This window comes from Pseudomonas sp. MD195_PC81_125, assembly GCF_014060985.1.
In the GTDB taxonomy this organism is placed as follows: domain Bacteria; phylum Pseudomonadota; class Gammaproteobacteria; order Pseudomonadales; family Pseudomonadaceae; genus Aquipseudomonas; species Aquipseudomonas parakoreensis.
The window spans coordinates 1-4937 of record NZ_JABULD010000707.1; the positions used below are offsets into that span (position 1 = coordinate 1).

Annotated in this window: 4 protein-coding genes, 1 tRNA gene and 2 pseudogenes; 4 read left to right on the plus strand and 3 right to left on the minus strand. The window is 62.0% G+C overall.

Annotated features, from left to right (window positions below):
• The 4 genes and pseudogenes from mug to HT737_RS27680 all read left to right on the plus strand — a co-directional run.
• A pseudogene (mug, locus tag HT737_RS27665) lies at window positions 1-566 on the plus strand (G/U mismatch-specific DNA glycosylase); the annotation flags it as partial.
• Window positions 508-648 (plus strand): annotated as a pseudogene (locus HT737_RS27670) (DUF1801 domain-containing protein); the annotation flags it as partial. The pseudogenes mug and HT737_RS27670, both read left to right, overlap by 59 nt.
• A 138-nt stretch (window positions 649-786) precedes the next feature.
• Window positions 787-861 (plus strand) — tRNA-Gln (locus tag HT737_RS27675).
• A 172-nt stretch (window positions 862-1033) separates the two neighbouring features.
• Window positions 1034-1414 (plus strand): RidA family protein, encoded by a 381-nt coding sequence (locus tag HT737_RS27680; protein ID WP_025113298.1) that lies wholly within the window; start codon window positions 1034-1036, stop codon window positions 1412-1414.
• 65 nt (window positions 1415-1479) lie between these two features.
• On the opposite strand, the gene HT737_RS27685 is transcribed toward HT737_RS27680, so the two are convergent.
• The 3 genes from HT737_RS27685 to HT737_RS27695 form a co-directional block, all read right to left on the minus strand.
• A complete protein-coding gene (locus HT737_RS27685) occupies window positions 1480-2550 on the minus strand; it encodes an SMP-30/gluconolactonase/LRE family protein (RefSeq protein ID WP_182404421.1) in 1071 nt (356 codons plus the stop codon).
• A complete protein-coding gene (locus HT737_RS27690; RefSeq protein WP_182404422.1) occupies window positions 2547-3692 on the minus strand; it encodes an SRPBCC family protein in 1146 nt (381 codons plus the stop codon). Before HT737_RS27690 ends, HT737_RS27685 begins: the two co-directional genes overlap by 4 nt.
• A gap of 112 nt (window positions 3693-3804) precedes the next feature.
• Complete coding sequence (locus HT737_RS27695) at window positions 3805-4668, minus strand: LysR family transcriptional regulator (RefSeq protein WP_182404423.1); 864 nt, start codon at window positions 4666-4668, stop codon at window positions 3805-3807.
• Between the last annotated feature and the right edge of the window lie 269 nt (window positions 4669-4937).

The following is a 4937-nucleotide window of genomic DNA, read 5'->3' on the forward strand; positions in this document are numbered from 1 at the left end:
GGTGAAAGGCTGGAAGACATTCTGGCGCCGGGGCTTTCGGTGGTGTTCTGCGGGATTAATCCGGGGGCTACTCGCGGCGGCGCAGGGGGCATCATTTTGCCGGGCGCGGGAATCGCTTCTGGCGCACCTTGCATCTGGCCGGGTTTACGCCGCATGAAATGCACGCGGAGGACGATCAAGGCATCCTGCAATTTGGCTGCGGCTTGACGGCGGTGGTCGAGCGGCCGACGGCGCGGGCAGATCAGTTGGCGGCGCAGGAGTTGGTCGCGGCGGCTCTGGGCTTTGAACAGAAGATCAGCCGCTATGCGCCGCGTTATGTGGCGTTTCTCGGCAAGGCTGCGTATGCCGCGTTGTCGGGGCAGAAAGTGGTGGCGTGGGGAGCGCAGGCGAAGACTTTGGGTGGCGCGCACGTGTGGGTGTTGCCCAACCCCAGTGGGCGCAATCGGGCGTTCTCTCTTGAGCAATTGGTCGCGGCCTATCAGGAATTGCATCAGGCATTGATCGCAGGCCGATCCAGCGGGGTTGTTCAACGCCAGCCTGGAGGGCAACACCCGCCGGGCGATTGATTTTCACGAGGGCGATCCGGTCGATGAGCAGGCCTTGAAAGCGCTGATTCGCGAGGCGATTGCGCTGAAGGTGTCGAAGTGAATCGTGGCGGTTGCCTTGATTCAGAAAATAACTGGCTGTTTTAAAACAATTTTTTTTGCACTTGGGGCTTCCCAGATCAAAAAAAGGTTGGTAAATTGCGGCCCATTCTCGCAGAGCTTGTTACAGAGCTTGAGATACAGGGGCGTCGCCAAGCGGTAAGGCAGCAGGTTTTGATCCTGCCATGCGTTGGTTCGAATCCAGCCGCCCCTGCCATATTCAGAAAAACGCCAGTCCGAAAGGGCTGGCGTTTTTTTTATGCGCGCGATTTCTGTCCGGCAGCGAGGGTTGCCTGAGTCGCACCGGAAGACTGTTGTAAACTGCCCCGCGAAAAGTCCCGGCGGGTTGTTGGCCGGCGACCCTCATTCTCTCCAGACCAGAGACTTACATGGCTAATCACGACCTCAGCTTCACCCCTGATCCGGATGCGGATTCGATTTCCTCCGATGTTGTCGGTTTCAACGGCATTCTGGTCTCGACCCAGATCCCGACCCGCGCCGATGGCAGCCTGGAACTGGGCGATATCACCCTGCAAAGCGAATGCACCCTGCAGGCGCTGAAAGTGGCGCTGGAGCGGGCGGGCAGTTCGATGGATCGGGTGATGCACCTGACCATTTACCTCACCGACATGGCCGACCGTGCTGCGTTCAATGAAGTCTACAAGCGCTTCTTCGCCAAGCCATGGCCGGTGCGCGCGGCGGTGGGCGTGGCGTCGCTGGCGGTGGAAGGCATGCGCGTGGAAGTCACCGCGATGGCCGCCAAGGCCTGATCAACCTGCAAAACCGTGCTGGTGGTCAGCGATGACGCCCGGCCATCCAGCACTCGTCTGCGCACTTACTTCAGCGCATCAGCCAGCGGCAACCGCGCCATGTGCCTGGCTTTCAGTGAGCCCAGGTACAGCCAGTCCCCATACTCGCGCGCCGTGGTGATCGGCGAGTAATTGCCGCTGCTGGCATCCTGCAGATTGGCGATCACCTTGCCCTGCAGATCCAGCCCCAGCACAAACCCGCGTTTCTCCACCGGTTTGGGCAGCACAGTCAGTGCCCGGACGATCATCGTGCGCACCCACGGATGCCCGGCGGTGCCGTCGAGCAAGGCACTGCGCGGTGCGTAGAGGGCGACCCAGAAGCGGTTGCTGCCGTTGAATGCAAGGTTGTCCGGCAAACCGGGCAGGTTGTCGATGAACAGGTCATGGGTGCCGGCCTTGGGTCCCGTCAGCCAGTAACGACTGATGCGGTAGGCACCGGTTTCGTTGACCAGCACATAAGCGTCATCCGGGCCGAGTGTCACGCCGTTGGCAAACTGCAGCTTGTCGAGGAGCACGCTGGTTTTGCCGGTCTGAAAGTCGTAGCGCAGCAAACGCCCGTCACCGCCATGTTCGATGATCGCCTCACCGTCGTGGCCGTAACTCCAGCGGCTGCTGGCATCGCTGAAATAGGCGTAGTGCCCGGACTTGTCGATCGCCACGTCGTCGGTAAAACCGAAGGGCAGGCCATTGGCCTCGGTCGTCAGAGGAATCAGTCGACCCTGCGCGTCGAGCGAGAGCAGGCCTTTGACCGCGTCGGCAATCACCAGCAGACCGTTGGGATGCCGCGCCAGCCCGAGAGGGCGGCCGCCCGTGTCGCTCAGGACTTGGCGTGTCTTGCCATCGAGGCTGGTGCGAATCAGCCGCCCGTCATGCAGGCCGGTGATCAGGAAGTCGCCTTCCAGCAGCAGTGCTTCCGGGCCATCGATGTCGCCCGGGCCAATCTGTTCGACGGCTTTGAGTCGCTGGTTTTCGGCGTACAGCCCTTCGCTCAGTGACGGTGCCGCTGGCGGTTTCCACGCCTCCGGTTGAACCCTGGTTGGCATCAACAGCAAGAACGCGATGACGAGAACGACGAGCAGTAACAGCAGGCGCTTCATGAATGTTGCCCCGTCAGCGTCAGGTGCTTGAGTGCCATGTCGCGCAGGGCCTGCATCGATGTGGCCGATTCACGTTCGATGCGGCGCTTCAATAGCAACAGGTTGGCAACGCGCATGCCCAGGCCGTCGAAGCGATAATCCAGGGTGCGCACGAACCGTGTGCCGTCGCCTTCGGCCGTGCACTCGTAGGTCAGCCGCAACGACAGACCGTGGTCGCCGCGCGCCCGCGCGCACCAGCGCCGGCCGGGCAGATACTCGGTAACCTCCCAGCGCAAATGACCGGCGCGCCCGCCGGCATGAATGTCTTCTGCGAAACGTGCGCCGGCGTGCAGCGGGCCTTGCGGGCTGTCGATCTTCAGCGACGAGGGATGCCACTGCGGCCAATGGTTGACGCTGGCGGCGTAGCGAAGGACGGCAATGGGTTCGCCGGCGATATCGATCTGGTGCTGCATGCGGGTCATGGCGGGTCTCGAATGGCGCAACGGGGCGGGTTGCGGCTCCCAGTAGAGGGTGCCGAACAGGTAATCCATCAACGGCAGAACGATATTGAAATTACGCTCCTGCATGCACTCGCGACGGTGATGCAGTTCATGCAGATGACGCATCTGGCGGATCCACGGCAGGCGCGTCAGCGGATTATCCGGCGGCAGATGTTCGCAGGCGTGAAACACCTCGTAGGTCAGATAACCCAGGACCATGCAGCCGCCGAACAGCCCGGCGACATTGGCGTTGAACTGTGCGAGCAGCCACCAGAGCGGCAGGGTGAAAAGCAGCGTATGCACGACGATGAGCCAGGCCGGAAACAGAATCACCCGCCAGTCGCGAGCGCCGTCGTAGGTCATGTGGCCGGGAGTGAAAAAGCTGTGGTGGTCACCGGCATGCCGCGCATAGAACAGCTTGGCGAACGTCCTTTTGTGGTGGCCGAGATGGCGATGGACCATGTACACGCCAACGTTGAAGAACAGCAGGGTCAGCGGCACGCTCAGCCATTCCAGTGGCTGTACCTGACGTGCGCTGCGCCAGAAGGCGCCGATCGCCAGCACGCCGAACAGCAGCACGAAAGCGCCGTGCAGCCACGGGTTGTACAACGGATGAATGGCCGCACGGTAGCGGCTGCGGAATGCCTCGGTGGTCTGCCTCAATGCCTTCACCTGCGGGTATTGTTGTTATACCCGGCAGATTAGCCGATCGGGCCGTTTGTGCAGGCCGGACCTTGAGGTCAGTTGTGCCATGCTCCGGTGTAAAGCGGCCGACTCAGCTCAACGGGTTCCAGCGCTGCGACCAGTCGTCATCGGTCTCGATCACCTGGCGCAACAGATCGAAGGCCTGTTGCAAGGTTGTCGAGTCTCGCTCGCGGGCGTACACCAGATAGGTTGGATAGCCGAATTCCGGGGCCTTGGTCACCGCTTCCAGCGCGCCGGTTTCCAGATAGCTGCGCACCACGCGCGTACGAAAGTAGCCGCTGCCGCCGTGTTCGAGGATGTATTGCAGGGCCAGCGGGCCGAGGTTGAAACTCAGCGCGGCTTTGGCTTTGTCTGGCAGGGCGGCGTCGTGCTGGCGACGGAAGTCCGACCCCCAGTCGATGTAGACGTAAGGATCCGGGCGGTTTGGCGCACGCACCAGAATCAGTTTTTCTTCCAGTACCTGCTCGACTTGCAGGCCGGGCCAATATTCCGGCTGATAGACCAGCGCGGCATCGAGCACACCGAGTTCGAGTTGGCGCAGCAGGTTTTCACCGTCGCGGATTTCCATGCGCAGGGCATGCCCGGGGATTTTTTCGCGCAGTTCGGCGGCCCAACTGAGCATCAACGGGTTGCACAGGCTGACTTCACCGCCGATGTGCAGCACGTTGTGATAGCCGTCCAGCAGCGGCAGGTCGCGCCGCGCGGCTTCCCAGGTCTGCACCAGTTGATTGGCGTAGACCACGAAGGCCTCGCCATTGGCGGTCAGTTTCGCCCCGGCGCGGTTGCGCACGAACAGCGTGCTGCCCAGCTGACTTTCGAGCTTCTGCACCCGGGCGGTGATCGCTGTCTGCGTGACGAACAACTTCTGCGCTGCCGCGGCGAGGCTGCCGTGGCGGACGATTTCCAGAAAGGTGCGGGCGAGGTCGATGTCCATGGGCGGGCCGGAGTCTGAGGTGCGGGCATTTTAAGTGCCGGCTCGCCACCGCGTCATCGTTCATTGCTCTGCGGTTTCCATGGATTTCGTGAGTGATGCAACCCCTGCAAGAGTGAGCCTGCTGGCGATGGAGGAATGTCTGCCAAACCAGTGCCGCCCGACACACCGCCATCGCTGGCAAGCCAGCTCCCACAGGTACTGTGTCGGACGCAGAATCCTGTGGGAGTCTGACTTGCCAGCGATGAGGCCTCAGTGGGCGCTGAAGCTCA